Raw genomic sequence first — 26433 nt, forward strand, 5'->3', positions numbered from 1 at the left:
TCCGCGGGCCCGGTCGAGACGCGCCACCGCGGGCGCCCAGGTTCAGCCCTCCGGCAGTGGCGGCAGGCTGTCGGTGGTGCGCCGGGGCTCGTCCTGGCTCTGGATGCGCGCCTCGGTGCGGTGTCCGCGCGCGATGTAGTCCCGTACGACGGCCTCGACCGCGTCCTGCGGCGAGCCGACTCCGGCGAGCACCATCACCTCCACCACGAGTTCGGCGTCGAGGCTGATGCTGACCTTGGCCATGGGGTACCCCCTCCGTTGTCGTGGCAGGACTCTAGTCCGGTGACCGCCGGGGTTCAGGGGCGAGTGAGCCGAAGGGGCGCGCCGGGGAGTGAGGGCGAGCGCGCGGAGGAAACCGCGAGGAACGAGCGGTTTACGAACACGCACGCCCTCACGAGCTGGCAAAAGGCGCCCCGGAGGCGAACCGAGCCCGCGAAAAAAGGGGAACGAGCGGTTTACGAGCACGCACGCCCTCACGAGCCGGCAAAAGGCGCCCCGGAGGCGAACCGAGCCCCCAGCAAGAGGCGGCGAGTGAGCCGAAGGGGCGCCCTCACGAGCCGGCAAAAGGCTTCGCCCCCGAGGCGAACCGAGCCCAAAAGGCGGGGCGGGCGTCAGGCGTTCGGGCGGAGGGTCCAGATGACGGTCATTTCGCCGGTGACGGCCTCGTCCTCGCGCTGGATGGCGATGGTGACGGGGAACTCGGGGCGGCCGCCGGCGTCGAGTTCGGCGACGACCTCCGCGGCCGGGCGGCCGAGCGTGGCGGTGGCGGTGACGACGCCCTTGGCGAGCTTCTTGTAGCCGATCTCGGCCTTCACGGCGAGGGGTACGGCCCGGGAGAGCTGGTCGCCGAAGGCGGCCAGGACGATGGCGCCGCTCGCGGACTCGGCGAGGGTGAACATGGCGCCGGCGTGCGGGCCGCCGACGTGGTTGTGGTAGTCGGGCTGGTCGGGGAGCCGGACGACCGCGCGCTCGGGGGTGGTCTCCAGGAATTCGAGGTTCAGGGTCCGGGCCATCGGCACGGTCGCGGCGAGCAGTTCGCCCACGTTCATCTGGTCTGCGCTCATGGACCGCGATGTTACCCGCGAGTAGAGATGGTTGGCCAGAGCTCTCCGGGGGGCGGCCGTGGCTCCTGTCGGTGGCTCCCACTATCGTTACCGGCCATGTGGCCAGGACAGCAGCAGCCGCCCGGGGGCGATCAGAACCCCCAGGACGCGCATCAGAACCCGTACGCGCAGCCGCCGGGACAGCCGGCGCAGCCGAATCCGTACCAGCAGCAGCCCGGTTACGGATACCCGCAGCAGCAGCCCGGCTACCAGCAGCAACCGGGGTACCAGCAGCCGCCGACGGTTCCGGGCCAGCCCTGGGCCCAGCCCCAGCCGCCGCAGGCACCCCAGGCGTCCGGCAGCAGCCCCTACTCGACCAAGACCGTGGCCATCGTCGCGGCCGCCGCGGTCGTCGTGGCGGCCGCCGCGACCGGCGCGTACGTCCTGACCCGGGACGACAAGGGCACCGAGGCCAACGGCAAGCCGCCGGCCGCGACCTCCCCGGCCCCCGAGACGCCCGCCCCGGCCGGCAGCAGCCCGAACCCGCGGGCCGGCGGCGCCATGCAGCCCGTCATCCCGGGCTGGAAGGTCGTCACCAACACGAAGTACAACGTCGCCTACGACGTCCCCCCGGAGTGGAACGTCAACGACCCCGGCGTCTCGCTCTTCTACGACGACGAAGTCAAGAACGACGGCAAGCCGGTCATCACGATGTCCGGCACCGCCACCCTCAAGCAGGAGTGGTGCACGGTCGACAAGGACGCCGACGGCAACCTTGAGAAGTTCTCGATCGCGGACGCCGGCGTCAAGGGAGCCCAGGGCGCCAAGGACACCGCCCAGGCGGCGACCGACAACACCGGCACGTGGGTGTGGGCGGGCTTCGCGCAGAAGGAGCCGAAGGGGACGGTCAAGGTGACCGAGCCCAAGGAGTTCACGACCTCCTCCGGGATCAAGGGCCACATGGTGGTCGCCACCGCGCCGAACGTGAAGAAGGAGCACAAGTGCTCCACCGACGGCAAGGCGGTCGGCTTCGCCTTCAAGAACGCCGTCGGTGACTTCGCCAGCTTCGCGCTGGTCACCGCGGCCGGCGTGAAGGAAGAGGTCCCGACCGAGATCACCGACAAGATCCTCAGCTCCATCCGGCTCAGCACCGGATGATCTCCGGCTGAACCCGTCCCCGCCCCGGCGTCGGGAATCCGTTTGGATTCTCGGCCCGGGGCGGGGATAGTCCGGGGGTGAGTTCTCCCTCCGACGCCCCGCGCCGTACGCCCGAGCCCCGCCGCACCCGCAGCCGGCCTGAGTGGGCCGGCCGCAACTACACCCTGCTCACGGGTGCCGCGGTGGTCACCAACCTCGGCAGCCACGGGGCGCTCATCGCCTCCGCCTTCGCGGTCCTGGAGGCCGGCGGCTCCGGTGGTGACGTGGGCCTGGTCGCGGCCGCCCGCACCCTGCCGCTCGTCGTCTTCCTGCTCGTCGGCGGCGCCGTCGCCGACCGGCTGCCGCGCCATCGCGTGATGGTCGCCGCCAACGCCCTGAACTGCGTCTCGCAGGGGCTGTTCGCGCTGCTCGTCCTCACCGGCGACCCGCAGCTGTGGCAGATGATGCTGCTGACCGCCCTGTGCGGCACCGGTACGGCCTTCTTCAACCCCGCCGCCGAGGGCATGCTGCTGTCCACCGTCTCCGGCGAGCACGCCAACCGCGCCTTCGCCCTCTTCCGCATGGCCATGAACGGCGCCGGCATCGGCGGAGCCGCCCTCGGCGGGGCGATGATCGCCGCGATGGGCCCGGGCTGGGTGCTGGCCGTCGACGCCGCGGCGTTCGCGATCGCCGGGGCGCTGCGCGCCTTCCTCGACGTCAGCCGTGCGCCGGACCGGGCCAAGGGCGGCGGGCTGCTGGCCGACCTGCGCGAAGGCTGGGTGGAGTTCCACACCCGGCCCTGGCTGTGGAGCATCGTGCTCCAGTTCTCCGTCGTCGTCGCCGTCGTCGGAGCCGCGGAGGCAGTCTACGGTCCGCTGGTCGCCCGGGACCGGCTGGGCGGACCGGCGCCCTGGGGCCTGGCCCTGGCACTGTTCGGCATCGGCACCATCGCCGGCGCCGTGCTGATGATGGTGTGGAAACCGCGGCGGCTGCTGCTCGTCGGCACTCTGTGCGTGTTCCCGCTGGCGCTGCCGTCGGCGGGTCTGGCGGTACCCCTGCCGGTGTGGGGCCTGTGCGCGGTGATGTTCGTCAGCGGGGCCGCGATCGAGGTCTTCGGCGTGAACTGGATGACGACCATGCACCAGGAGATCCCGGAGGAGAAGTTCTCCCGGGTCTCCGCCTACGACTGGTTCGGCTCGGTCTCGATGCTCCCGCTGGCCACGGCCCTGGCCGGCCCGGTCGAGTCCGCCTTCGGCCGCACCGAGGCCCTGTGGGGCTGCGCGAGCCTGGTGGTCCTGGTCACCGCTCTCGTCCTGCTGGTCCCGGACGTGCGCCGGATGACGCGCAAGCCGTCCGTCCACAAGGGCGGCGGCCCGATCTCCGACAAGGACGCGCCCGCGTCCTCGACCTCGGCGTCCAGCCTCACCCCAGGCTGAAGGCGCCCTCCGGCGGAGCGGGCGAGGGAGCGGCGTCCGCGTCGGAGACGACTGCCGCACCTCTGACCAGGCGGGCCAGGCCGTCGCCGTACTCGACCCGGGCGGGAAAGGCGTCGGACGCGCACCGCCGGGCCAGGGCCACCACGTCCAGCGGGGTGTCGGAGGCCAGCAGCACGGCGTTGCCGAAGCGCCGTCCGCGGAGCACCGACGGCTCGGCGACGAGCGCGAGCTCCGCGAAGAGCGCGGCGAAGTTGGCCAGTTGGCTCCGCAGGAAGTCGAACGGCGCCCCGTCCGCCAGGTTCGCCGCGTACAGCCCGCCGGGCCGCAGCACCCGTGCGGCCTCCCGCGCGTACTCCAGCGAGGTCAGCTGCGCCGGCACCCGGGAGCCGCCGAACACGTCGGCCACCACCACGTCCGCGCTCTCCGCGGGCGCGGCCTCCAGCCAGGCCCGGGCGTCGGCGGTGTGCAGGGTGATCCCCGATCCCTCCGGCAGCGGCAGGTGCCCCGTGACCAGCTCCACCAGGCCGGCGTCGAACTCGACCACCGCCTGCCGGGACCCGGGCCGGGTGGCCGCGGCGTAGCGGGGCAGGGTGAGCGCGCCTCCGCCCAGGTGCACGAGGTCCAGGGGCAGCCCCGGGTCCGCCGCGCAGTCCAGGACGTGCGCGAGGCGGCGTACATACTCGAACTCCAGGTGCTGCGGATCGTCCAGGTCCACATGGGACTGCGGGGCGCCGTCGACGGTGAGCAGCCAGGCCCGTTCCCCGTCGATGTCCGGCATCAGCTTGGCGGTGCCCTGTACCACGTCCCGTATCACCGGGATCCGTTCGTCGCTCACCGCCCCATTGTCCGCCAGAGGCCGGCGTCCCGGCCCTTCAGGCCGCCCGGCCCGACCAGACGGCCGCCGCCTCGGCCGCGTGCTCCGGGGCCTGCGCCAGGCCGGCGCGGGCTGCCGGGTCGCGCCGTGCCGGGTCCAGGACGTTGCGCCCGAAAGCCTCGCGGGCCGTGGCCGAGGGGGTGATGAGCAGCACCTGGGCCCCCGCCTCGCGCAGCCGGGCCGCCTGCGCGGCCGGTGCCGGGACGAGTCCGGAGCCGAGAGCGATCGGGGCGATGATCACCACGCGTGCGTACCCGGCGGCGAGGTCGGCGTTGGTGGCGGAGCGCACGCCCCCGTCGATGAAGCGGCGCTCTCCCACCGTCACCGGGGGCCATACGCCGGGCACCGCACAGCTCGCCGCGACCGCGTCGACCAGCCCGCAGCCGCTCTCGTGGTCGAAGGCCCTCAGCTCACCGCTGAGCGCGTCGACCGCGGTGACGACGAGCCTGCGCTGCGGCCACTCGTCGGAGGCCAGCCGGGCCGCCAGCACCTTGCGGCGTTCCGCCTCGGGGCCGGTGTCGGCGGCCAGGGCCATGGCTCCCAACCGCCGGCGGTAGGCGGCCGGGTCGCGGCGCGAGCGCGCCATCGCCAGCGCGTAGCGGGCGATGACGCCGGCGCCCAGCTTGGCGGCGGCCTCCCCGGCGGCGTCGCCCAGCTGCCGCTCGTACAGCTCCTGCGCGCTGAACCGTCCCGAGGTGAGCTGGGCGCCGACCACCGATCCGGCCGAGGTGCCGACGACGAGGTCGGCGGTGGTGAGGTCCACGCCCGCGCGGGCGAGCCCGTAGATGATCCCGCACTCCCAGCCGACGCCGGTCAGTCCGCCGCCGCCGAGCACCAGTGCCGTGTCGCCGCCCATCCCGCCCGCTCCCCCTGTCGTCCCTGCCTGTGGTGACGGCAGTCTGGCGCAGCCGTCCCGCCGTCACCACAGGGGGGTCCCGATCCGGCGGTCAGCCCAGGACGGCTGTCACCGTCCCGGCGCCGACGGTCCGCCCGCCCTCACGGATCGCGAAGCCGAGACCCGTCTCCAGCGGGACGTCCCGTCCGAGCTCGACGGTCATCGTGACCGTCTCGCCGGGCCGGGCGACGCCCGCGAGCCCCAGGTCCACGTCCCCCACCACGTCGGCGGTGCGGATGTAGAACTGCGGCCGGTAGCCGGTGGCGACCGGGGTCGTACGGCCGCCCTCGCGCCCCGAGAGCACGTACACCTGCGCGCTGAAGCGGCGCTTGGGCTCCACGCTGCCGGGGGCGGCCACCACGTGCCCTCGGCGCACGCCGTCGCGCGGCACGCCGCGCAGCAGCAGCGCGACGTTGTCGCCGGCCTCGGCGGACTCCATCGGCTTGCCGAAGGTCTCCAGGCCGGTGACGACCGTGTCGAGCGGCTCGCCGTCCCCGCCCAGGACGGCGACGCGGTCGCCGAGGCGTACGCTGCCGCGCTCGACGGCGCCGGTCACGACCGTGCCGCGCCCGGTGATGGTGAGGACGTTCTCCACGGGCAGCAGGAACGGCGCCTCGGTGTAGCGCACCGGCGTGGGCACGTACGTGTCCACCGCGTCCAGCAGGGCCTCGATGGCCCCGGTCCACCGGGGGTCGCCCTCCAGCGCCCCGAGCCCGGAGACCCGTACGACGGGCGCGCCGTCGCCGCCGTAGCCGTGCGCGGTGAGCAGTTCGCGGACCTCCAGCTCGACCAGGTCGGTCAGCTCGGGGTCCCCGGCGTCGGCCTTGTTGAGCGCGACCACGATGTGGTCGACGCCGACCTGGCGGGCGAGGAGCACGTGCTCGGCGGTCTGTGGCATGACCCCGTCGAGCGCGGAGACGACGAGGATGGCGCCGTCGAGCTGCGCGGCCCCCGTGACCATGTTCTTGACGTAGTCGGCGTGGCCGGGCATGTCGACGTGGGCGTAGTGGCGGGTGTCGGTCTCGTACTCCACGTGAGTGAGGTTGATGGTGATGCCGCGGCGGGCCTCCTCGGGGGCCCGGTCGATGCGGTCGAAGGGCATGAAGGAGGCGCCGCCGCGCTCGGCGAGGACTTTGGTGATGGCGGCGGTGAGGGTGGTCTTGCCGTGGTCGACGTGACCCATGGTGCCGATGTTGAGGTGCGGCTTGGTCCGCACGAAGGCCGTCTTGGCCATGATCTCTTCCCGTTGCTCGAAGCGTGTACGGGACCCCTGAACCGAGCCGACCCTCCCCCTGCGGGGTCCGCCGGACGATCCGGGAAGGGTCAGCTTCGTGCGCCGTCGAATGCGGCGAAGACGGGTGCGTCCGCGAATGCGGCAGCCTTCGGCGCGTCCGCGACTGCGGACGGCGCTGCGGGGAAGGCGTACCGGGACATGTCCACGATGGTGCCGGACGGTCCTGTGTCCGTCGAATGAATTACCGGCCGAACCGGCGGCCGCTCAGAGGTTCTTGAGTGCTTCGCGCACGGACAGCGGGGACAGCACCGCGCGTTCGGCGTCGACGAAGGCTCGCACCGCGTCGGGGTCGGTCTTGGCGTACTCGCGCAGGGCCCAGCCGATGGCCTTGCGGAGGAAGAAGTCCGGGTGGGCGGCCTGGCGGCGGCAGTAGGCGAAGAGCCGGGCGGTGTCGGTGGCGTCCTTGTAGCGGAGCTGGTGCAGGAGGGCGGTGCGGGCGAGCCACAGGTCCTCGCCGCCGACCCATTCGTCCATCACCGGGGCGAGGCCGGGGTCCGCGGCCACCAGCGGGCCGACGGTGTGCGCGGCGAGCAGGTCGACGGTGTCCCACCAGGGGGCGGTGGTGATCAGGTGCCGGACGACGGGCAGGAGCGTGCGGGTGCAGCGGCCGACGTGGCGGCGGAGGTAGTCCACCGCGAAGTAGTGGTACTCCCGCTCGGGAAGCCGCCAGCAGCGCAGGGCGAGTGCCGCGCAGTCCGCTTCCGACGGCCGCGGGGTGTTCTCGGTCACCGCCTTCGACAGCTCCCGGCGCAGCGGTGTGGGGATGCCGAGGAAGGGGGCGGCGTGCTTCATGTACGCGGCCATGGCCTCGGCCCGCCCGGGATCGGCCGCAGGCGCGTACGTCGCGGTCAGCCGCTCCAGCAGGAGGTCCGCGAGGGCGCTGCGGGGAACCCCGGGGGGCCCTTCGCCGTTCGACAGCATGAGGCCCAGATTACGGCGCGATGCCGCCCGGCTCGGCTAGTCTCCCGGGATGCCCCTCCTCCTCGCGCCGTGGACCCGGCTGGCGCTGCTCGTCGTGCTGCTCGCCGCGGCCGGCGTGTGCGTGCTGGTCTACGAACCCCAGCGGATCCTCTCGGAGGGCTGGCCCCCCGGCCTCCCGGTGGGCGCGGCCGTCCTGGCGTTCGCAGCCGTGTACGGCGTGTGCTCGGCGGCGTTCGTGCCGCGCCCCCTGCTGAACCTGGCCGCGGGAGCCGTCTTCGGCACGCAGTTCGGCCTCGTCGCGGCGGTCGGCGGCACCGTGCTGGGCGCCGGCATCGCCTTCGGGCTGGGCCGGGTCATGGGGCAGGAGGCTCTGCGCCCGTTCCTGCGGGGGCGGCTGCTGGAGGCGGCCGACGGCCAGCTCAGCCGGCACGGATTCCGCTCGATGCTCGCGGTACGGCTCTTCCCCGGAGTCCCCTTCGTCGTGGCCAACTACGGCGCGGCGGTGTCCCGCTGCGGATGGGCGCCCTTCCTGCTGGCGACGGCGCTCGGCGTCATCCCGAACACCACGGCGTACGTGATAGCCGGGGCCAGCGCCTCCTCCCCCGGCTCCCCCGCCTTCCTCGTCTCGCTGGGCTTCATCGTGGTCTCCGTGGTCGCCGCCGCGGTCGTCGGATGGCGCAAAAGGCACCGCCTGGCACCCGGTCGGACCGCCGGACCGGCGTACGAACCGGCGTGCGAACCGGCGTACCGGAGTCCGCCTGTGGTCAGCGGGGCCCCTCACGGGCCCTAGCATCGGGAGCGAACTGCCCGACGATCACAAGGACGAGCGCACCCCGACATGAGCTGGTTCGAATCCCTAATCCTCGGTCTCGTCCAGGGGCTTACGGAGTTCCTCCCGATCTCCTCCAGCGCCCACCTACGGCTGACCGCGGCATTCGCCGGCTGGCACGACCCAGGAGCGGCCTTCACCGCCATCACGCAGATCGGCACCGAGGCCGCCGTTCTGATCTACTTCCGCAAGGACATCGCGCGGATCGTCTCCACCTGGTTCCGCTCCCTGTACACCAAGGCCCTGCGCTCCGAACAGGACGCCAAGATGGGCTGGCTGGTGATCGTCGGCTCGCTCCCGATCGGCATCCTCGGCCTCGTGTTCAAGGACGCGATCGTCGGCCCGGCCCGCGACCTGCGGCTGACGGCCACCACCCTCATCGTGATGGGCATCGTGCTGGGCGTCGCCGACCGGCTGGCCGCCCGCGACGAGGAGGGCGGCCGGCACCGGGCGGTCCGGGAGCGCAAGACGCTCCAGCAGCTGGGCGTCAAGGACGGGCTGATCTTCGGCCTCTGCCAGGCGATGGCCCTGATCCCGGGTGTCTCGCGCTCCGGCGCGACGATCTCCGGCGGCCTGCTGCTGGGCTTCACCCGCGAGGCGGCCGCCCGGTACTCCTTCCTCCTGGCCATCCCGGCCGTGCTGGCCTCGGGCGCTTTCGAGATCAAGGACGTGATCGAGGAGCCGGGCCACATCTCCTGGGGCCCGACGGTCTTCGCGACGCTCATCGCCTTCTTCGTCGGCTACGCCGTGATCGCGTGGTTCATGAAGTTCATCACCACGAAGTCCTTCATGCCGTTCGTGGTCTACCGCGTCGTGCTGGGCGTCGTGCTGTTCGTGCTGATCGGTACGGACGTGCTGAGCCCGCACGCCGGTGAGTCCGGCGGCTGAACCAGGGCCGCACAGGTGGCCCCATCGAGCATTTCCCAGCGCCTGATGGCGGCACCACGCCATGCTCATCTCCCACTTGTCTTCCACTCCTCCCCCACCGGGGAGCCGGGATACGCCCCACTGGGACGTGTGCGTCCGCAAGGTAGGGGATGACGCGGAAGGGCCCGCACTGCCGTGCGCCCTTCCGTACAGGGGGTGGAGCGGGTCAGCTGGGGTTTCGTGTCCGGCCTGTGCCGGACCTTCGCCACGAGGAAGCGCAGCCGCTCATCCACCGTGTCCCAGGCATCGCCGGTGAGGTCGTCCACTGCGGCGGCGGCCGTGAGGATGAGCAGGCCGAGGCACGCCTTCGCGTCCTCCCACGTGTGCGTGATCTCGACCGCCTCACCGCTCGGGCCGGTGCCCGGCGCGCCGTACACGGCGGTGGCGGTGGCGCCCATGTCGCCGCTGATCGCAAGGACCTGGAGGAGCCGGATGTCCCCGGCCGCCGTGATCTCCTCCTCCACGCGGGCCTGGAGCTGCTGCTCCACCACGGTCGCGCCATCCCCGCTCACGCTGGCCCGGGCGACCATGGCCGTCACGATGACGTCCGCGAGCTCCTTCGCCACGTCCCCCAGTCGTGGGACGCACCTTTGCGCGGGTTTGCGCCGAGCGCCCCGTGAAGGGCCTCCGCGACCTCCCCCGGTGCCTCAGAAATCTTGAGCACATGCAGGGGCCGCGCGTCCTCCACCGACGTCGGGGCCGCGTCCGCGTCGAACCACTTCCGCAGCCGCGTCACGTAGTCCCAGGTGTCAACCTTCACGCCGTCCTCCTCGGGTGGACTCTGCAACAGGGTCAGAACAGCGCCGGCGCCGTGAGCTCCGCGGCGGCCGGATCGGTCACGTCCAGCGGCGCCCCGGCGGTGAGCGCCAGGGCGACCGTGAGGGCGGAGTGGTCCCTGAGCCGGCCGTCGTCGGTCCGCGGCTACGTACCGACAGTCTGCCAAGCACCCGCGAGGGGCCGGAGACGTGGGCGAGGGCGGCGAGGACGTCGTGCGCGAGGTGGTGCTGGACCTCGGTGACCTGCCGGGGCCGGTGGTGGCCGAACAGGGCGGGAGCGAGGAGGTCGGTGATCAGCTCGGCGTCCGTGCAGGTGGTCTGCTCTTGCCAGTGGTGGGCGACGGTGACCTCCACCCGGGACAGGTGCAGGAGGTAGAGGGCGCAGGCAGCGGTGGCCGAGCCGGCGTCGGCGGCGTTCGGGAACCAGAACTGGGCGTCCTCCATGCAGATGCAGCCGGACAGGCGCAGGGCTCGCGAACTGTGAGGCTGAGGGCCGGCTGTGGCGCAAGGCATCCGCGTCCGCGGCGATCGGGGTGAACTCCGAGCTGTCGACCAGGTCCCGAGCGAGCGGTCGAGGGCGCGGGCGGTGCGCACGTGGCAGGTCGCGTCCAGTGCCAGCTGACGCTCCGCACGGCTCGGTAGAGCCCGGGAACCAGCCGCGGCACCGCCGTACGCCAGGCCACCACTTGCGGCCCCTATTCCCTGTGAGGAAAGGACGGGGCTACGACTGCGACCTCGACGACATCGCGAGCCTGGTGTCGGCCGACCTCGACCCGACGCTCATGCTGACGTGCACCACTCCGCCGAAGCAGCTCGTCCATAGAGCACGTCGTCCGGATCCACACCGAGATGAACACCGGCCTCCGGCTCGTCTGGCTCACACGGGCCGAGTGAGAGGTCCGGTCGCTCGACTATGCTGACACCAGCGTTGCGCCCGTGTCCGCGATCCGGGATGAGGGCCCCTGATTTCTTCGAGGCGCCTGGAGGAAGCCGTGACCGCCGAACTCCCCGACTGGATGATCCCGCCCAGGATCAGCGGCTGGGAAGCCGATGACCTCGACGGCCTCGCCCAGGCACCGCGGCACACCGAACTCATCGACGGAGCCCTGATCTTCATGATGTCGCCGCAGCGGTCCTGGCACGCCCGGCTGGTGGAGAACCTGACCTTCGCCCTGCGCCAGGCCGCCCCCGTCGGATTCGACGCCGAGCGTGAGATGACCGTCCGGCTCGACAAGAAGAGCCGCCCCGAGCCCGACATCCTGATCACGACCGCCCCGTACGACCCCGACCGGACTTGGTACGCGCCCGAGGACGTCGCCCTGGTCATCGAGGTCGTCTCGGAGGAGTCGGCGGACCGCGACCGCTCCCTGAAGCCCTTCAAGTACGCACAGGCCAGGATCCCCCACTTCTGGCGCGTCGAGGACGAGGCCGGCGCCCCCACCGTCCACACCTACGAACTCGACGTCATGACCAGCAGCTACGTGGCCACCGGCATCCACCGCAACCGGTTGAAGGTCTCCGTCCCCATCCCCCTCGACATCGACCTCGACAGCCTCGTGCCCTGACTCTCTGCCGGACGCCGGGCCACGGCTTCGCGAGATGGAGGAGTGAGCCGCCTCACGCCCACCGAGGGCGAGGGTGAACGGTTCACGCAGCTCGTACCGGCCGGTGACGTCCCCGAGCAGGTGTCGGCGGTCGGGTCGGCGGGCGGCGGGGGTGAAGTCGACGCGGTCGAGGCGGGTCCAGACGATGTCGGCGCTACGGGGTTCTGTGCTGCTTCGCCGGCCAAAGGGACGTCGACGCTACTTCGCGCACTTGGTCTTGAAGCCGTCCAACAGAGCCTTGCCGGCATCGGAGTTGTCACGCACGTACGCGCTACCGCTGATGCTGATCGAGGTGTTGCTGGTCGAGATCGGCTCGCTGCCGGTCCGCCTGTTGCGGGTGTCGTCTCCGGCGACCGTCCATATGATCTGGGACTGATCCTTGTTGAACTCGCCGGTGCTGGTCACGCCCGGCTTCTCGTAGACACCATCGCAGCCGTACTCATGATGCGAGACGCTGTTGCCCTTGACGACCAGCTGGCCGAGTTTGGACGTGCCGTTGACGTCCTTGACGTAGTAGGTACCGTCGAGCTTGCCGGCGCTGTCGCTGCTTCCGCTGCAGGCGGTGAGTATGAGTGAGCCCGCGGCCAGGGCCGCGATGGACACGGTCATCCTGGCCCGCGTCCTACGTGCAGTGCTGGTGATCCTCATGGCGTTTCCCTTCGTTCGTTATGGAAGTCGGTTCGAGACAGAAGGCCAGTCAAAATAACCTACGCATAGGCGACTTTGGCGGACCGGGACCGTCTGTCAGGTGCCTTATCGGAGGCTGTCGAGCCGATGCTCACTCAGCGCTGGCGCGAACTCGGCCTGATTGAGCGCGTTTTCGCCGTCCTGGATGCGCCACTGCAGACGCTGCACGGGCGGGGCGTCTGGGCTGTTCCTCGTGGTGTGCCGACCTGACCCTGAGGCGGCCGGCCCGCTCATCGACAGCGATGTGCGACAGCAGCACCGCGGGGGTCGTGTCGAGCACAAGGGCATCGTGCTGATCGGTACGGATGTGCTGAGCTCGCACGCGGGCGATTCCGGTTCCTGGCGAGACCCCGTTCCACCACTTCGCGTGAATCGGAGGCCGTCCGGGAACGTTCCCGGACGGCCTCCGCGTCGTTCTTCACGAAGAGGCTGAAAGGCGAGAAACAGGGGGTGTCCCATGGGTCGAGTGGTGTTGGAGCGTTTTCCGGCCGGAAGTCCGCGGGGGAGCTGGCCCGCCGAGGAGTACGCGGCGCAGCGGATGCGCGAGGGCGTGCCGGCCGAGGTGGTCATGGATCTGGCGAGCGACGCGTTCCTCGTCGTGGTCAGGCAGCGGGAGGCGCGTTCCGGTCACTGACGGGCCGCGCGGGCGATCCCGTCGCCGCACACCCCTTGGCCTCGGGGCCGCCCAGCCCCACACTGACCCGATGACTCAGCGTGTGGATCTCGCGACGGTGATGGACCGGCTGGCGATCGACGACGTGGTCACGGGCTACGCGGTGGCCGTGGACGACGGCGACTGGGCCGCCTATCGGGCCCTTTTCGCCGCCGGCGGGCGGGCCGACTACAGCTCGGCCGGCGGCATCGAGGGTCCGGCGGAGCAGGTGGCGGACTGGCTCTCCGAGACCATGAGGCTCTTCCCCGTGCGCCAGCACCTGATCGTCAACCGGCTGATCCGGCTGGAGGACGCCGGCGGCTCGCCCGGTGACAGCGCCGAGGTCCGCGCCGACTTCCTCAATCCGATGCGGCTGGCGGGGCCGGAGGCCGGCGACGCGGCCGGCTCCCCCGACTTCGTCGCCGCCGGGCGCTACACCTTCGCCCTGGCCCGCACCCGGGACGGCTGGCGGCTCACCCGGGTGACCGTGCACGAGAAGTGGCGGCACACGGCCTTCTGACCCGCTCCACCCGCCCTGCCGGAGAGGCGGCACCGCCCGGCACTGCCCACACTGGAAGCGGAGGCGCCATGGTCCCGATGCAGAGCGGGTGGTCGCGCCGGTGGCGGGCGCCCGCGGCGCTCGCGGCCGGCGCCCTGCCCGCGCTCGCCTTCCCCGCCCCGGCCCTGTGGTGGTTCGCCTACGCCGCCCTGGTGCCGTGGATGCTGCTGCTGAGGTCGGCCCCGACGGGTCGGCGGGCGGCCCTGGAGGGCTGGCTCGGCGGCGCCGGCTACATCCTGGCCGTGCACCACTGGCTGCTGCCGAGCCTGCACGTGTTCCTGCTCCCGGTGGCGGCGCTGGTGGGCCTGCTGTGGATCCCCTGGGCGCTGCTGGTGCGCGCCCTGCTCGGCGGGCGCCCCTCCGCGGGCCGGTCCGCCTGCGCCCTGGTCGTCGTACCGGCGGGGTGGCTGCTGTCGGAGGTGGTCCGGTCCTGGCAGGGTCTGGGCGGGCCGTGGGGCCTGCTGGGCGCCAGCCAGTGGCAGGTGCCGCTGGCGCTGCGGCTGGCCTCGGTGGGCGGGGTGTGGCTGGTCAGCCTGCTGGTGGTGGCGGTCAACTGCGCCCTGGTGCTGCTGATCGCCGTGCCGCGGGCGCGGGTCCCGGCTGTGGCCGGGCTCACGGGCTGCGCGCTGCTGACGGGCGTGGTGTGGGTGTGGGCGGCCCGGCCCGCGGAGTCGGGCGGGCTGCGCGTGGCCGTCGTACAGCCGGGGCTGGTGCCGGACGGACCGGACAGCGCGGAGCGGCGGTTCGCGGCCGGGGAGCGGCTCACGCGGCCGCTGGCGGGGCAGGACGTGGACCTCGTGGTGTGGGGCGAGAGCAGTGTCGGCGAGGACCTGTCGGCCCGTCCGGACCTGGCGCGGCGGCTGGCCGCGCTGTCGGCGGAGGTCGGGGCGCCACTGCTGGTGAACGTGGACGCGCGCCGCGCGGACCGCCCGGGCATATACAAGAGCGCCGTCCTGGTCGGTCCCGCCGGCCCCACGGGTGACCGGTACGACAAGATGCGGCTGGTGCCGTTCGGTGAGTACGTACCGGCCCGGACGCTGCTCGGATGGGCCACCTCGGTCGGGAGAGCGGCCGGCGAGGACCGTATGCGCGGGGACACGCCGGTCGTCATGGACCTGCCCGGGCGGCCCGGCGGGCACGCCGGTGTCCGGGTGGGCCCGCTGGTCTGCTTCGAGTCGGCCTTCCCCGACATGAGCAGGCGCCTCACCCTCGACGGGGCCTCGGTGCTCGTCGCCCAGTCGGCGACCTCCACCTTCCAGGACAGCTGGGCCCCGGCCCAGCACGCGTCCCTGGCGGCTCTGCGGGCAGCGGAGAACGGCCGTCCGATGGTGCACGCCACCCTCACCGGGGTCAGCGTGGTGCACGGCCCGTCGGGTGAGCGGATCGGCCCCGCGCTGGCCACGTCGGCGCGGACCGCGCAGGTGTACGAGGTGCCGCTGGCGCGGGGCTCGACCGTCTTCGTGCGTTTCGGTGCCTGGCCGGTGACCGCGGCCCTCGCCGTACTGGCCGCCTGGTGTGCGGTGGTGGGGGTGCGGTCGTTCAGGAGGCCTGCTCCAGAGCCGAGTTCACCACCGTCTCGCACAGCTCGTGGGTGAGCAGCGCGTCCCGCGCGCTGAGGGTCCGGCCCGCCGCGACCGCCTCCAGGAAGTGGTCCACGACCTGTTCGATGCCGCGCTGCCGGGCGACGGACACCCAGTCCCCGCGGCGGCGCACGGTGGGCTGGCCCTTGTGGTCGATGACCTCGGCGAGGTTGACGACCTGCCGCTTGGTGTCCTTGCCGGACACCTCCAGGACCTCCTCGTTGGAGCCGGAGAGGCGGTTCATGATGCCGAGCGCGCTGAACCCGGGGCCGGAGAGGTGCAGCACCACCTGGTGCATCAGCCCGTCGCGCACCACGGCGCGGACGTCGGTGCGGTCGGCCTCCCGGGGCAGCAGGAAGCGCAGGGTGTCGACGACGTGGATGAAGTCGTCGAGGACCAGCGTGCGCGGGTCCTCGGGCAGGCCGACCCGGTTCTTCTGCATGACGATCAGGTCGCGCGGGTGGTCGGCGCACTGCGTGTACGCGGGGGCGTAGCGGCGGTTGAAGCCGACGGCGAGGGAGACCTCGCGCTTCTCGGCCAGTTCCACCAGCCGCCGTGACGCGGCGAACTCGTAGGCGAGCGGCTTGTCCACGTAGGTGGGTACGCCGGCTTCCAGCAGCCGCGTGAGGATCTCCGGGTGGGCTCCGGTCGGGGCGTGCACGAAGGCCGCGTCCAGGTCCTGGGCGAGCAGGGCGTCGAGATCGGCGTGGCGCCGCGCGGCCGGGACGTGGTGGGTGTCGCCGACCCGCGCCAGGGTGGCGGGGGTGCGCGTCTGCAGGTGCAGTTCCACGTCCGCGCGGGTGGTGAGGACGGGCAGGTACGCCTTCTGCGCGATGTCGCCGAGTCCGATGCAGCCGACCTTCACCGGGGCCTCCAAGTTCGGTCCTTGTGGGATCCTGGCAGCTTAATCGCTGGTGGTCGGGGGCCCGCTTCGCCCAGGATGATCGCCATGACCACCAGTTCAGGATCACATCGCGACGAGCCCTCCACCACCGCCGACGAGCGGGAGATGCTGGACGGCTGGCTCGACTACCACCGCGCCACCCTCCTGTGGAAGTGCGAGGGGCTGAAGGACGAACAGCTGCGCAGGACCCCGCTCCCGCCTTCCGAGTTGAGCCTCCTGGGCCTCGTACGGCACATGGCGGAGGTGGAGCGGTACTGGTTCCGGGAGATCATGCTGGGCGAGGAACTGCCCGAGCTGTACGTCACGGAAGAGGACCGGGACGGCGACTTCCACTTCACCGAGGCGGCCACCTGGGCCGAGACCGAGCAGGTGTGGCGGGCAGAGGTGGAACTGGCCCGCAGCGCGGCCGCGGGCCGCTCGCTCGACCTGCGCTCGGAGGCCGCGAACCACCACCGCGGCGAGGTGTTCAGTCTGCGCTGGGTCTACACCCACATGATCGAGGAGTACGCGCGCCACAACGGGCACGCGGACCTGCTGCGCGAGCAGATAGACGGCGCCACCGGCGACTGAGCCGTCCCGTGGCGGGGGCCCGGGGTCCAGGCCCCCGCGGGGGCCGGCGATCCGCCGGTCACCCCGCCGCCCGTCACCCGTGCGGGGTGAATATGGGCTCCGGGTTTTCACAACGGGGTCCTCGCACAGCAGAGTTGCCGGGTGCATCCAACGCGAACCACGACAAAGCTGCTGCTCGGAGTCGCCTGCGCCGTTTCGGCGGTCTCCGGCTGTGTCCATGTGAGCCCCGGACCCGTGCAGCCCGCGGCGGCCCCCGCCGCCGGGGTCCCGCCCCGGCACGAGCCGCGCGGTGGTCCGGGGACCGCCCCTGTGGTGGTCCGGGCTCCCGCCCTGGAGGCGCTGGAGGCCGTGGAGGCGGCCCCCGAACAGGCCGCGCCGCCGTCGGCGGCCCCTGCCGGGCGGGCCGCCGGCGACTCCGCACGGAGCGCCCCGGGCGGGGCCGTGACGGCCGCTCCGCCCGTCCCCGACATCCCGGAGCCCCGACGGGCCGGCCAGCCCGCCCCGGGGCGTCCCGACGGCCCCCGGCGGCACGCCCGGCCCGACGCGGAGGCGGAGCGCGAGCTGATGCGCAAACTGCCGGTGCGGCCGGCCGACGTCTGCGCGCTGGGCCGGCGCCACGGCCGGTGGCATCCCGACAGCCCCGAGGCCCGGATCTGCGCGGGGGTCCACGGCGGCTGAGACGCCCGGAGCTCGCACTCTTGCCCGGGCCGCCGGCGCCGCGTGCCCCTGCCCTCTGCCCTCTGCCCTCTGCTACGACTGTTCGGGGAAGGGCCCCGGCCGGGTGCCCGGGTCCTCGGCGAGGCGCCGCTCCAGCCGTGCGATGGCGGCCCGTACGCCGTGGCCGTAGCCGTCGTCGGCCAGTGCCCCGGCGGCCGCGCGGGCCCGCGCCAGGTGGACCCGGGCGGCCTCCGGCCGCTGGAGCTTGAGGTAGTCGGCGGCCAGACTGAGGTGCAGGGAGGGGTAGAACACGCGCATCGCGGGACCCGGCTCCCGCACCGCCGGCCGCCCGTGGCCCGGACCCTCGTCACCGCCTCCCTGGCCGTCGCCCAGGGCGTCGGCGGCGGTCAGGGCCCGCAGGTCCCACGCCAGCTCGTCGGCGGGGTCGTCCTGGGCGTCGGCCATGTAGTGGGCGAGGGTGCACCGGTGCAGGCGGTCCCCCTCCTCGCCGATCTCCTGCCAGATCTCGCCGAGCCGGTTGCGGGCTTCCTCGCGGTCACCCGCGTGCAGCAGGATGACCGCCTGGCCGATCCTCGTCATGACGGCGTCCTCCGACGCCTCCTGCTGCTCGGTCACGGCGCCTCCGGCTTGCTCCGCCGGACCTGTTCCGGTCCGGTCGTCACGACGCTATCCGGAGGTTCCGGTGAAGGCGCCGAGGCGCGGTGGGAGGTCAGCCGAGGTCCGGGATCCGCCAGTCGATCGGCTCATGGCCCTGGGCCGCGACGGCCTCGTTGATCTGCGTGAAGGGCCTGGACCCGAAGAACTTCCTGGCCGACAGCGGCGAGGGGTGGGCGCCCTTGACGATCACGTGCCGCTCTTCGTCGATGAGCGGGATCTTCTTCTGGGCGTAGGCGCCCCACAGGACGAAGACGGCCGGGTCGGGGCGGTCGGAGACCGCGCGGATCACGGCGTCGGTGAACTTCTCCCAGCCCTTGCCCTTGTGCGAGTTCGGCTCGGCCTCGCGGACGGTGAGCACCGCGTTGAGCAGCAGGACGCCCTGCCGGGCCCACGGCATCAGGTACCCGTTGTCCGGGACCTCCAGGCCGAGCTCCTCCTTCATCTCCTTGTAGATGTTGCGCAGCGAGGGCGGGGTCTTGACCCCGGGCTGCACGGAGAAGCACAGGCCGTGGCCCTGGCCGGCGCCGTGGTAGGGGTCCTGGCCCAGGACGAGGACCTTCACCTGGTCGAAGGGCGTGGCGTCCAGTGCGGCGAAGACCTGCTCCCGGGGCGGGTAGACCGGCCCGTTGGCCCGCTCCTTCTCGACGAACTCGGTGAGTTCCCTGAAGTAGGGCTGGTCCAGCTCCCCGCCGAGGACGGGGAGCCAGGACTCGGGCAGCATCTGGGTCACGGCGACAACCTCCGGTACAAGTTCGTGCAAGTGCAACTGCTCAGAACCTACCGGGGGCCACTGACAACGCGTCGGCCGCCCGGGACGACCGCCCGGGCGGGACCGCGGCTACCAGCTGGTCTTGCGGTACAGCTCCCACATCTGCATGGCGGTCTGCGGGTCGAGGGCCCGCTCGGCGCCCGCGATGTCCTCGCGTGCGGCGACGTACAGCTTGCCCTGCCACAGGGGCAGCAGCCGGACGTCCTCGGCGAAGATCTGCTGGGCCTTCTCGAACTGCTGGACCCCGCTGGAGCGGTCGCCGTCGCGGCGGGACTTGGGGAGCAGCTCGGTCAGGATCTCGTTCTGCTCGTACGGCGTGCCGACCGCGTTCTCCTTGCCGACGAACGGCGCGATGAAGTTGTCGGGGTCCGGGAAGTCGGGGAACCAGCCTCGGCCGAAGACCGGGTACTCCTGGCTCTTGTAGCCCTCCTGGAAGGTCTTCCAGGGCTGGCTGCGCAGGGTGATGTTGAACAGGCCGCTCTCGTCGAGCTGGCGCTTGATCTCGGTGAACTCCTCGGCGGTGGAGGAGCCGTAACGGTCGGTGGTGTACCAGAAGGTCAGCTCGACCGGCTGGTTGATGCCGGCCTCCTTGAGGATCTTCTTGGCCTTGCCGGCGTCCGCGGCGCCGTACTTGTCGTAGAACGGCGTCTTGTGGCCGACGACGCCCTTGGGAACCATCGAGTACAGCGGCTCGGCGGTGCCCTGGTAGACCTTGGAGACGAGGGTGCCGCGGTCGATGAGCTGGGCGATGGCCTGGCGGACGGCGAGCTTGTTGACCGCCGGGTCCTTCGGGTTGAAGACGAGGTAGCGGATCTCGGCGCCGACGTTCTCGACGACCTGGACGCCCAGCTGGTGCGCGGCGGGGCTCTGCAGGTCGGTGACCTGCGGGGCCGACAGGCCTCGGTAGGTGGCGTCAAGTTCCTTGGCCTTCAGGGCGGCGACCATCTTCTCGGAGTCCGCGAAGTAGCGGATGGTCACGGCCTTGTTCTGGCGCTTCGCGAAGCCGGAGTAGGTCTTGTTCTCGCTCAGGACGGCCTCGCCGCCCTCCTTGTACGAGTCCAGCACGTAGGGGCCCGAGCCGGTGATCTTTCCGTCCTCGCGCACCTTGTCGGCCGGGTAGTCCTTGGGCGCCACCAGCGAGGCGGCCGGGGAGCCGAGGACGTACGGGAAGGTGGCGTCCGAGGTCTTCAGGTGGAAGACGACGGTCAGCGCGTCCGGGGTCTCGATCTTGTCGAGGCTGCCGAAGAGGTCCTTCGGGCCGACCTTGGAGCCGATCGTCCGGATCCGGTCGAGCGAGTGCTTGACGGCCTTGGCGTCGAGGGGCTCGCCGTTGGAGAACTTCAGGCCCTTGCGCAGGGTGCACCGGTACGCCTGGCTCGCACCGTCCGTGAACTCGCAGTTCTGGGCGGCGTCCGGCTGGGGCTTGGTGGAGCCCGTGGGGAAGGCCAGAAGGGTCTGGTAGACGTTCCGGTACAGCTCCCAGGAGCCGTCCCACGCCGCGGCGGGGTCGAGGGTGCTCGGCGCGCTCGTGGTCCCGACGACGATCCGCTTCGCCTCGTCGCCGTCGTCATCCGACAGCAGGCCGCAACCGGCGAGCAGGGATATGGACGCAAGGGCCGCAGTGATCTGCAGGCATCTGGTCCGGTTGAACACGTGCACGCTCCTCGATCAGCCAGGGGTGCGGCAGACCCTACCGCAGTGCCCCACGAATCCAATGGGTTGGTTTCGTGAGGCACTTGACCGGTTCCGTGCACATTCGATACCTATTTACCTCCCTTTCGGAGGCAAATACGTCCGATTATCGGTCAGTGCACTCCGGCATTGAGGAACATCCCACCGTCGACGACCAGAGTTTGCCCGGTGATCCATTCCGCTTGTGCAGATGTAAGAAAGGCCGCGGCCCCTCCGATGTCCTCCGGGAGCCCGAGCCGGCCCAGCGGATAGGCCGCCGCCGCCTCCTGCTCCCGGCCCTCGTAGAGCGCCTGGGCGAACTTGGTCTTGACCACCGCCGGGGCGATGGCGTTCACCCGGACCCCGGGCGCCATCTCGTGCGCGAGCTGGAGCGTGAGGTTGACCATGGCGGCCTTGCTCATCCCGTACGCGCCGATGAAGGGCGAGGCGGAGACACCGGCGATCGAGGCGATGTTCACGATCGCGCCGCCGTTCTCCTTCTGCCAGGCGTGCCAGGTCCGCTGGGCGAAGCCGAGTGCCGAGATCACGTTGGTCTCGAAGACCTTCCGCGCGACCCCGAGGTCCAGGTCCGCGATCGGTCCGAAGACCGGATTGGTGCCGGCGTTGTTCACCAGGAAGTCGACCCGGCCGAACGCCTCCATCGCGCGCTCGACGGCGAGGGCCTGGTGGGCCTCGTCGTGCGCCTTCCCGGCCACCCCGATCACCCGGTCCGCTCCCAGGCGCTCCACGGCCTCCTTGAGGGCCTCCTCGTTGCGCCCGGTGATGCAGAGCCGGTCGCCGCGGGCGACCAGTGCCTCGGCGATGCCGTAGCCGATGCCCCGGCTCGCTCCGGTGATCAGCGCGACCTTGCCGCTGTCGGTACCGCTGTACGTCATGGCGTACGCCCTGCCTCTCGTGGTCGGGTTCAGTTGAGGGGGCCGCCGGCCACGTACATGACCTGGCCGGAGACGAAGCCCGCGGCCTCGCCGGTGAAGAACGCGATGGCGTTGGCGATGTCGTCCGGACGGCCGACCCGCTGGACGGGGATCTGGGTGGCCGCGGCGGTCTGGAAGTCCTCGAAGCCCATTCCGACGCGGGCGGCCGTCTGGGCGGTCATCTCGGTGACGATGAATCCGGGGGCGACGGCGTTGGCGGTGACGCCGAACTTGCCGAGCTCGATGGCCAGGGTCTTGGTGAAGCCCTGCAGGCCGGCCTTGGCCGCCGAGTAGTTGACCTGGCCGCGGTTGCCGAGCGCCGAGCTGCTGGAGAGGTTGACGATGCGGCCGAACTTGGCCTCCACCATGTACTTCTGACACGCCTTCGACATCAGGAAGGCGCCGCGCAGGTGGACGTTCATGACCGTGTCCCAGTCGGTCTCGCTCATCTTGAAGAGCAGATTGTCGCGCAGCACACCGGCGTTGTTGACCAGGATGGTGGGGGCGCCGAGTTCGGCGGCGACGCGCTCGACGGCCGCCTCCACCTGGGCGCCGTCCGAGACGTCGCAGCCGACCGCCAGGGCCCGCCCGCCGGCCGCCGTGATGGCCTCCACGGTGTCCTTGCAGGCCGCCTCGTCGAGGTCGAGTACGGCGACGGCGCGGCCCTCGGCCGCCAGGCGTACGGCGGTGGCCGCGCCGATGCCCCGGGCCGCCCCGGTCACGATCGCGACGCGCTGCTCGGTGGTGGACATGCTGGTTCTCCTCGCCCTAGAGAGGCGGCGCCCGGAGGTGAGCAACCGCTTAGTAGCTTCAGCTGAGGAGACGCTAGGAGCCCTGGCACCCCGTGTCAACGGCGACCGGCCCGGCCCGGTGCCCGGCCGTCAGCGCACCAGCAGGTCCAGCAGGCGCTCCACCTCCGCCGCGGGGTCGGCTGTCAGGCCCGTGTGCACCGGCCCCGGCTGCACCACGGTGCTACGCGGGGCGATCAGCCAGCGGAAGCGCCGCCCCGCGTCGTCACCCGCGGCCTGCCCCGCCGCTTCTCCGCCGCCGCACACGCCCTCGACCCCGCGCAGCGCGGCCCGTACGCCGGCCACGTCGGCCCCGGGGTCCAGCGCGAGGAGTTTCGCCTCGTCGAGGTGGGTGCGCGCGGCGACGTAGGAATGCGCCCGGCAGTAGACGATCACACCGGCGTTGAAGCACTCGCCGCGTTCCATCCGGGGCACCACGCGCACCAGCGCGTACTCGAACACATCCCGCTTGCTCACTCGTCGCCGCTCTTCTTCGTGTGGGTCTTGTGGGGCCATTCCGGCAGGTGGTCGGTGAGCCACCCGGGAGGCCCGGCCGGTGCCTTCACCTCGGCCTCCAGCGAGATCCTCTCGTGGATCGTGGCCGCGCGCGGCAGCAGCGCCTCCACGTAGGCCCGGCGCAGCGCGTCGGCGGAGTCGAAGCCCGGCTCGTCCACCAGCCACTCGTCCGGCACCTCGGCGGTGACCTCGGTGAGCAGTTCCTCGGTGACCAGGGGGGCGAGTGCGGCGGCCGCGCCCGCGATGTCCGGGCCCGCGGGGGCCAGGACGTGGTCGGACGCGTTGTACGGCTTGGCGGCGGCGGCCTGCGCCGTGGGCCAGTTGTGGTGCCAGATCATGGTGGCGCCGTGGTCGATGAGCCAGAGGTCCCCGTGCCAGACCAGCATGTTGGGGTTGCGCCACGACCGGTCGACGTTGTTGACCAGGGCGTCGAACCAGATCACGCGCCCTGCCTCGGCCGGGTCCACCCGGTAGGCGAGCGGGTCGAAGCCGATGGAGCCGGGCAGGTAGTCCATGCCGAGGTTGAGGCCGCCGCTGGCCTTGAGCAGTTCCTGGACCTCCTGGTCGGGCTCGGCGAGCCCGATCACGGGGTCGAGCTGCATCTGCACCAGCGTGGGGACCCTGAGCCCCAGCCGCTGTGCCAGGCGGCCGCAGACGACCTCGGCGACCAGGGTCTTGCGGCCCTGCCCGGCTCCGGTGAATTTCATGACGTACGTTCCGCAGTCGTCGGCCTCGACGATTCCGGGCAGCGAGCCGCCCTCACGCAAGGGCGTGACATAGCGAGTCGCTACGACCTCTCCCAACACTTTCCCAGGCCACCCATCTCTTCAGCCTTGCAATCCACGGAACATTTGCCTGAGGCGCAGATCGCCGGTCAACGGCGCCGGGGAGAATCCGGGGAGTTTCGGCCGGCGCGCCGGCTTCCCCGCTCCACCAGCAGACCGCCGATGGTGCCGCGCCCCTTGCCGCCGGCCTCCGGCATGAAGCGAGCATCATAACCGAGGGTGATCGTTGGCGAGGAGTGTCCGAGCCGCCGGGCCAGGGTCACGACGGACTCTCCGGCTTTCGGCATGATCGAGGCACAGGTATGCCGAGCACGTGGAAACCGCCCTTCGGGGCCGCCGCCCTGCGTGCGGGCCGTGGCGGTGACCAGCAGGCGCCGTCGTCGTTGACCCGGGGCATGGTGGAGGCGAGTAAGGGCGCGTCGTGTTCGTCGCCGACTTCTCTTGTCCCGGCCAGTGGGTCGCGGGGCGTTCATGGGCGTACACGCCCACGCGGACGGGACCGGTGTGGGTGAGGACTGGTGCGCGTATCTGATCGTGAACCTGTCGGTTTGCGCAGGCGTTCACCATCCTCCGCCCCAGCAGGACATGACGGACATGTCGTTCCGTGTGAAGCATCTGAGCGTGTACCGGCCCTGACCAACCGAGAAAGGCCGGAGGCCGGCCCCGGGCGTGGGGCCGGCCTGCGATGAGTACCGCCGGGACACCGTTCAGGCAGCTTCGCCGACCACTTATTCCAGGACGTCTTCCATGGTGACGAAGCCCAGGACGGTGCCCTTGCTGCCGATGACGGCCGCGAGGTTGGGGGGCGGCCGCACGCGTCGCGGTCGTGGTGTCGCCAGCGGAGTGTCAAGGCTGAACTTCGTGACCGCGTGCAGGGCGCTGCGCGGGAACGGCGCCGTGCAGTCAATGAGGCCGAGGCTTGGCGTGCGGACCGAGCTGGGGGTGGCCGGCTCGAAGGACAAGGGCGACCTCGACCTGCTGACGGAAGCCCCCTGCCGCTCCAGGAGGCGATCCTGGACGTTCGGGCGTTGTCCCGCTGACGATGAGGTTGGCAGCTTCGTTCCATACGCAGAGGAGCTGGTCGCCGTCGGGGCCCGCGACGAAGCCGCAGGCGAGGTCGTCGCCGTACTGTCCGGCGTCGAAGAGAAGCACGTCGCGAACCTTCGCGCTAGCGAAGTAGTTGCGGTGTGAAGCCGGTACGGGGTGGCTGCCGTGTGTCGGCAGCCACCCCGCAACACCTGCGTCAGTCGGTGCCGTAGTGGCCGAACTGGTCGATGATCAGGTCGATGTTCTCCCAGCCCTGGTTCCAGAAGGCGATCGTGCCACCTTCGGCCGGGTGGGCTTGGACGAGGTTGGCGACGGTTTTGCCGGCGGTCCAGTTCAGGTTGGATGCCACGGGTCGCGCGGGCGGGGTGGCGGTGCCGTTTTCGTACTGTTCCGTGGTGTTGGGGTCGGGTGCTACGGACAGGAAGCCGCTGCCGGTGGTGTTGGTGACGGTGGTGTTCAGGATGTATGCCTCGACGCCGGGGCGACTCTTCTGGTGGAGGTAGTCGCGGGCGGGGAGGGGCTTGCCGTCTCTCCGGCTGTCGAACTGCCGGGTGGGGATGCCCAGAGGAGGTACGTAGGCGGCGTTGCTGTCGGGGGTGTAGTAGCCGTTGACGTCGATGACGACGTCGGTGGGCTGCCAGGAGCCATTGCGGACCATGATCCGGCCGTCGGGGCCGATCGGGACGATGACCGAGTTGGCGACGGTCTGGCCGGTGGTGAAGTTTAGGTTGGACGCGGTCGGCGCGGCCTGTCCGCTGGGGTGGACGGTCAGGTGTCCGGCCTCGCGCGGGTTGGTGACCGTCAGGTTGAGGGAGACGGCGGTGGCACCCTTCGGCACCCCGCCCACCCCGGCGATCTGCACACCGAGGGAACTCTGACCTGCTACCTGGCCCTTGGGTGCACCCTTGCCTTCGCGGGTATCGACGAACCGGGTCGGGGTGAGGGCTTTGTAGCCGCTGGCGGGGGTGGGGGTGAAGTAGCCGGTGACGTCGGCGATGAGGTCGACGGAACCGAAGCCGATGTTGTCCAGGTTGACGCGGCCGTCGCTGCCTACGGGCATGACCACCAGGTTGGGCACGGTCTCACCTGCGGCATAGTTGACGCTGGACGTATCGGGCATGGGCTTGCCAGAGCCGGCGGCGATGATGTGGCCGCTGTCTGTGGTGTTGGTGACGGTCAGATTGAGGACCACGGCGGTGACGTTGTCGGGTATGGATCCCTGGCCTGTGACCTTGACAGACGTATACCAGTTCGCGGGGACCTTACCCTTGGTGACGCCAATGCCGTTGCGGGTGTCCAGGAGTCTCAGGGGTGTGTGAGGGGTGAAGTCCGAGCCCTTCGTCCTCACGGCGACTTTGTTGGTGGTTTGTGTGTTGCTTGCTGGGTCGGTCGCGGTGACGGTGATGGTGTAGTCGCCGACTTCGGCGTAGGAGTGCTCGCTTTCCAGCGGCCTTTCGGTTGTGGTCGTGACCGTGTCGGTGATGCCGTCACCCCAGGAGATGGTCACGTTGAAGGGGCCTTCGACGCCCTTGAAGGTCGAGTACAGGAACATGCCGTGCGCGGAGGTGCCCCAGCTGTCCAGCCTGACGGAAAGGGCGCTGCTGTCGGCGGCGGCCGCTGTCCGGTTCTTGGCGCCTGGTGCCGACGTGCGGACGGTGCGGTCCTCGGAGCTGGTGAAGACCTCGGCTCCGGAGGCCTCGGCGGCGGTCGGGTCATCGTCAGGAGCGGTTGCCTTGTGGGGGTCGGGTGCTGCCGGCTGGGCCTGGGCCATGCCGGGTATGAGTCCGACGCCGGCTGCGAGAGCAGCGGCGGTGATGACGAGTCGGCGCTTGCGCACGGGGCTCCTTCGTCTCAGATGATTGCTTGAACAGGCCGCCAAGGCGCGTGGCCTGCGGCAGA

29 protein-coding genes are annotated in these 26433 nt (G+C 71.4%); 11 read left to right on the forward strand and 18 right to left on the reverse strand.

The genetic code is table 11. The annotated features are described in order from the left end of the window. Window positions 1–42: 42 nt before the first annotated feature. Both BSL84_RS05155 and BSL84_RS05160 read right to left on the reverse strand, forming a co-directional pair. Complete coding sequence (locus BSL84_RS05155; RefSeq protein WP_030035316.1) at window positions 43–243, reverse strand: hypothetical protein; 201 nt, start codon at window positions 241–243, stop codon at window positions 43–45. Window positions 244–611: 368 nt separating this feature from the next. Next, window positions 612–1064, reverse strand: coding sequence for a DUF4442 domain-containing protein (locus BSL84_RS05160; protein WP_199838701.1), 453 nt, complete (start codon window positions 1062–1064; stop codon window positions 612–614). A gap of 96 nt (window positions 1065–1160) precedes the next feature. On the opposite strand from BSL84_RS05160, the gene BSL84_RS05165 reads away from it, so the two are divergent. Together BSL84_RS05165 and BSL84_RS05170 are read left to right on the forward strand one after the other, a co-directional pair. Continuing rightward, window positions 1161–2201 carry a hypothetical protein gene (locus BSL84_RS05165; protein ID WP_030030944.1) on the forward strand — a complete coding sequence of 347 codons (1041 nt, stop codon included), beginning with the start codon at window positions 1161–1163 and terminating at the stop codon, window positions 2199–2201. Between the two features lie 77 nt (window positions 2202–2278). Further along, complete coding sequence (locus tag BSL84_RS05170) at window positions 2279–3616, forward strand: MFS transporter (RefSeq protein WP_030030945.1); 1338 nt, start codon at window positions 2279–2281, stop codon at window positions 3614–3616. Here the strand turns inward: BSL84_RS05170 and BSL84_RS05175 are convergent. The 4 genes from BSL84_RS05175 to BSL84_RS05190 form a co-directional block, all read right to left on the reverse strand. Further along, window positions 3603–4394, reverse strand: coding sequence for a spermidine synthase (locus BSL84_RS05175; RefSeq protein ID WP_199816160.1), 792 nt, complete (start codon window positions 4392–4394; stop codon window positions 3603–3605). The genes BSL84_RS05170 and BSL84_RS05175 overlap by 14 nt on opposite strands. Window positions 4395–4488: 94 nt before the next feature. Further along, window positions 4489–5346, reverse strand: a complete 858-nt coding sequence (locus BSL84_RS05180; RefSeq protein ID WP_075969908.1) for a patatin-like phospholipase family protein — start codon at window positions 5344–5346, stop codon at window positions 4489–4491. A gap of 91 nt (window positions 5347–5437) precedes the next feature. Beyond that, the gene (gene tuf, locus BSL84_RS05185) at window positions 5438–6619 is read right to left on the reverse strand and encodes an elongation factor Tu (protein ID WP_045322175.1); all 1182 of its coding nucleotides are present in this window, start codon (window positions 6617–6619) and stop codon (window positions 5438–5440) included. Window positions 6620–6883: 264 nt separating this feature from the next. After that, on the reverse strand, window positions 6884–7600 hold the full coding sequence (locus BSL84_RS05190) for a DNA alkylation repair protein (RefSeq protein WP_075969909.1): 717 nt from the start codon (window positions 7598–7600) through the stop codon (window positions 6884–6886). Between the two features lie 49 nt (window positions 7601–7649). On the opposite strand from BSL84_RS05190, the gene BSL84_RS05195 reads away from it, so the two are divergent. Next, window positions 7650–8390: a TVP38/TMEM64 family protein gene (locus tag BSL84_RS05195; RefSeq protein WP_030028197.1), complete on the forward strand. Its 741-nt coding sequence runs from the start codon at window positions 7650–7652 to the stop codon at window positions 8388–8390. Window positions 8391–8438: 48 nt separating this feature from the next. After that, window positions 8439–9317, forward strand: a complete 879-nt coding sequence (locus BSL84_RS05200) for an undecaprenyl-diphosphate phosphatase (RefSeq protein WP_030028196.1) — start codon at window positions 8439–8441, stop codon at window positions 9315–9317. A 65-nt stretch (window positions 9318–9382) separates the two neighbouring features. Here BSL84_RS05200 and BSL84_RS37585 read toward each other — a convergent pair whose 3' ends face one another. Further along, window positions 9383–9922, reverse strand: a complete 540-nt coding sequence (locus BSL84_RS37585; protein ID WP_075969910.1) for a hypothetical protein — start codon at window positions 9920–9922, stop codon at window positions 9383–9385. Window positions 9923–10192: 270 nt separating this feature from the next. Beyond that, window positions 10193–10576, reverse strand: a complete 384-nt coding sequence (locus BSL84_RS05215) for a hypothetical protein (protein WP_075969912.1) — start codon at window positions 10574–10576, stop codon at window positions 10193–10195. Window positions 10577–11148: 572 nt separating this feature from the next. Between BSL84_RS05215 and BSL84_RS05220 the strand changes: the two genes are divergently transcribed. Continuing rightward, the gene (locus BSL84_RS05220) at window positions 11149–11697 is read left to right on the forward strand and encodes a Uma2 family endonuclease (protein ID WP_420711178.1); all 549 of its coding nucleotides are present in this window, start codon (window positions 11149–11151) and stop codon (window positions 11695–11697) included. Between the two features lie 237 nt (window positions 11698–11934). Here BSL84_RS05220 and BSL84_RS05225 read toward each other — a convergent pair whose 3' ends face one another. Then, window positions 11935–12345, reverse strand: coding sequence for a hypothetical protein (locus BSL84_RS05225; protein ID WP_030028192.1), 411 nt, complete (start codon window positions 12343–12345; stop codon window positions 11935–11937). A 535-nt stretch (window positions 12346–12880) separates the two neighbouring features. Here BSL84_RS05225 and BSL84_RS35300 point away from each other — a divergent pair. The 3 genes from BSL84_RS35300 (at window position 12881) to lnt (ending at window position 15229) form a co-directional block, all read left to right on the forward strand. Beyond that, on the forward strand, window positions 12881–13057 hold the full coding sequence (locus BSL84_RS35300) for a hypothetical protein (protein WP_106967693.1): 177 nt from the start codon (window positions 12881–12883) through the stop codon (window positions 13055–13057). A gap of 70 nt (window positions 13058–13127) precedes the next feature. Beyond that, window positions 13128–13595 carry a nuclear transport factor 2 family protein gene (locus tag BSL84_RS05230; RefSeq protein ID WP_045322179.1) on the forward strand — a complete coding sequence of 156 codons (468 nt, stop codon included), beginning with the start codon at window positions 13128–13130 and terminating at the stop codon, window positions 13593–13595. A 68-nt stretch (window positions 13596–13663) separates the two neighbouring features. Beyond that, window positions 13664–15229 (forward strand): apolipoprotein N-acyltransferase, encoded by a 1566-nt coding sequence (gene lnt / locus BSL84_RS05235; RefSeq protein ID WP_075969913.1) that lies wholly within the window; start codon window positions 13664–13666, stop codon window positions 15227–15229. Here the strand turns inward: lnt and BSL84_RS05240 are convergent. Then, window positions 15174–16079, reverse strand: a complete 906-nt coding sequence (locus tag BSL84_RS05240; RefSeq protein WP_030031346.1) for a Gfo/Idh/MocA family protein — start codon at window positions 16077–16079, stop codon at window positions 15174–15176. The genes lnt and BSL84_RS05240 overlap by 56 nt on opposite strands. An 84-nt stretch (window positions 16080–16163) precedes the next feature. Between BSL84_RS05240 and BSL84_RS05245 the strand changes: the two genes are divergently transcribed. Both BSL84_RS05245 and BSL84_RS35305 read left to right on the forward strand, forming a co-directional pair. Next, on the forward strand, window positions 16164–16688 hold the full coding sequence (locus BSL84_RS05245; RefSeq protein WP_030031345.1) for a DinB family protein: 525 nt from the start codon (window positions 16164–16166) through the stop codon (window positions 16686–16688). Window positions 16689–16829: 141 nt separating this feature from the next. Further along, window positions 16830–17366 carry a hypothetical protein gene (locus BSL84_RS35305; protein WP_045322182.1) on the forward strand — a complete coding sequence of 179 codons (537 nt, stop codon included), beginning with the start codon at window positions 16830–16832 and terminating at the stop codon, window positions 17364–17366. A gap of 72 nt (window positions 17367–17438) precedes the next feature. On the opposite strand, the gene BSL84_RS05255 is transcribed toward BSL84_RS35305, so the two are convergent. The 7 genes from BSL84_RS05255 to BSL84_RS05285 form a co-directional block, all read right to left on the reverse strand. Then, window positions 17439–17981 (reverse strand): hypothetical protein, encoded by a 543-nt coding sequence (locus BSL84_RS05255; protein ID WP_045322183.1) that lies wholly within the window; start codon window positions 17979–17981, stop codon window positions 17439–17441. Window positions 17982–18075: 94 nt separating this feature from the next. Further along, the gene (locus BSL84_RS05260; RefSeq protein WP_030030547.1) at window positions 18076–18744 is read right to left on the reverse strand and encodes a uracil-DNA glycosylase; all 669 of its coding nucleotides are present in this window, start codon (window positions 18742–18744) and stop codon (window positions 18076–18078) included. Window positions 18745–18861: 117 nt separating this feature from the next. Beyond that, entirely contained in the window at window positions 18862–20445 is a 1584-nt protein-coding gene (locus BSL84_RS05265) for an ABC transporter substrate-binding protein (RefSeq protein ID WP_045322184.1), read from the reverse strand. A gap of 152 nt (window positions 20446–20597) precedes the next feature. Beyond that, on the reverse strand, window positions 20598–21359 hold the full coding sequence (locus BSL84_RS05270) for an SDR family oxidoreductase (RefSeq protein WP_030030545.1): 762 nt from the start codon (window positions 21357–21359) through the stop codon (window positions 20598–20600). Window positions 21360–21388: 29 nt separating this feature from the next. Beyond that, window positions 21389–22150, reverse strand: a complete 762-nt coding sequence (gene fabG / locus BSL84_RS05275; protein WP_075969914.1) for a 3-oxoacyl-ACP reductase FabG — start codon at window positions 22148–22150, stop codon at window positions 21389–21391. Between the two features lie 129 nt (window positions 22151–22279). After that, window positions 22280–22663: a DUF3037 domain-containing protein gene (locus BSL84_RS05280; protein ID WP_107069619.1), complete on the reverse strand. Its 384-nt coding sequence runs from the start codon at window positions 22661–22663 to the stop codon at window positions 22280–22282. Continuing rightward, on the reverse strand, window positions 22660–23508 hold the full coding sequence (locus BSL84_RS05285; protein ID WP_199838702.1) for a HipA family kinase: 849 nt from the start codon (window positions 23506–23508) through the stop codon (window positions 22660–22662). The genes BSL84_RS05280 and BSL84_RS05285 overlap by 4 nt, the downstream gene beginning before the upstream one ends. A 726-nt stretch (window positions 23509–24234) precedes the next feature. Between BSL84_RS05285 and BSL84_RS05295 the strand changes: the two genes are divergently transcribed. Next, complete coding sequence (locus BSL84_RS05295) at window positions 24235–24678, forward strand: hypothetical protein (protein WP_159393504.1); 444 nt, start codon at window positions 24235–24237, stop codon at window positions 24676–24678. A 52-nt stretch (window positions 24679–24730) separates the two neighbouring features. Here the strand turns inward: BSL84_RS05295 and BSL84_RS05300 are convergent, their stop codons facing one another. Continuing rightward, window positions 24731–26371, reverse strand: a complete 1641-nt coding sequence (locus BSL84_RS05300; protein WP_075969918.1) for a PKD domain-containing protein — start codon at window positions 26369–26371, stop codon at window positions 24731–24733. Window positions 26372–26433 lie beyond the last annotated feature (62 nt).

The organism is Streptomyces sp. TN58 (genome assembly GCF_001941845.1).
GTDB lineage: Bacteria > Actinomycetota > Actinomycetes > Streptomycetales > Streptomycetaceae > Streptomyces.